Annotated in this window: 1 protein-coding gene; it reads right to left on the bottom strand. The window is 19.8% G+C overall.

Going from position 1 to position 1,049, the window contains the following annotated elements; genetic code table 11:
• Positions 1 to 550 precede the first annotated feature (550 nt).
• Entirely contained in the window at positions 551 to 733 is a 183-nt protein-coding gene (locus CWI75_RS18985; RefSeq protein ID WP_101335831.1) for a proton-conducting transporter transmembrane domain-containing protein, read from the bottom strand.
• Positions 734 to 1,049 lie beyond the last annotated feature (316 nt).

Below are 1,049 nucleotides of genomic sequence, written 5' to 3'. Positions count from 1 at the left end.
TTAAGAAATCATAAGATGATGAACTGTAAATTCATATAAGATAAAATTATTTTAAATATACACTTTTAACCTTGAAAGCTAATAGAATTATTATCTTAATAAACTATATAACAAAAAAAACAACTAAAAAAACTCCCATTATTAACCCTACAATATTAATTATAATTAAATAATTATTTTTATTATACATTATAGTAAAATTTATTCAATTCATATTATCATAATATCTCATTAAAACATCATAAATCATACGAAAATATACATAAAACATTACTACAGAACAAAAAATTAAAAACATTATAAAATAATACTCATATTTAAAAATCATTATAAAAGCAAACAACTTTAAAAAAAATCCTAATAAAGGAGGTATCCCAGCTATTCTTAATACCATTAAAATCAACCAACCCTTATATTTTATTTTTATCAACATTGTAAAATCTTCAAATAATAAAAATCTAAAAAATTTCATAACTGGAAAAATTATTAAAGAATATAATAATAAATATACAAATCAACTTAAGTCATCAGAAAAATTACATAATATAATTCAGCCTATATGATACACAGAAGAATAAGCAATTAACTGCTTAAAATTCCTTTGATTATAACATCCAAAAACTCCAAAAAATAATCTAACCACTACTATCATATAAATCACATAAGAAATAAAAATTCTCATAATTATCAAAGGAATTAATTTTTGAAAAGATATTAATATAAAACAAGACATTCACGATAAACCAGAACAAACCGAAGGAAACCAAAAAAAAAAAGGACCTGCACCAATCTTATAACCCAATAATAAACAAACAACAAAATCTACTCACTCCTTATTTAAATAAAAACATCTTATTAAAACAGCTGATCCTATTCTTTGAATAAAAAAATACTTCAAACAAGACTCAATCTTTAATATACTTCTTTCTTTATATATTAATATAATAAAAATTATTATATTAATCTCTAAACCTAATCATAACAAAAACCAATCATCTCTATTTATAACTAAATGAAATCTAATAATATATATAAAAGAAAATAAAACT

The sequence above is a fragment of the Kineobactrum sediminis genome, from assembly GCF_002868715.1.
GTDB lineage: Bacteria > Pseudomonadota > Gammaproteobacteria > Pseudomonadales > Halieaceae > Kineobactrum > Kineobactrum sediminis.
This window is presented reverse-complemented; position numbering and strand designations above follow the sequence as displayed.

Excerpts from the sequence above, each read along its gene's own strand:
- CWI75_RS18985 (WP_101335831.1), bottom strand. The coding sequence starts at position 733 with ATGTCTTGTTTTATATTAATATCTTTTCAAAAATTAATTCCTTTGATA.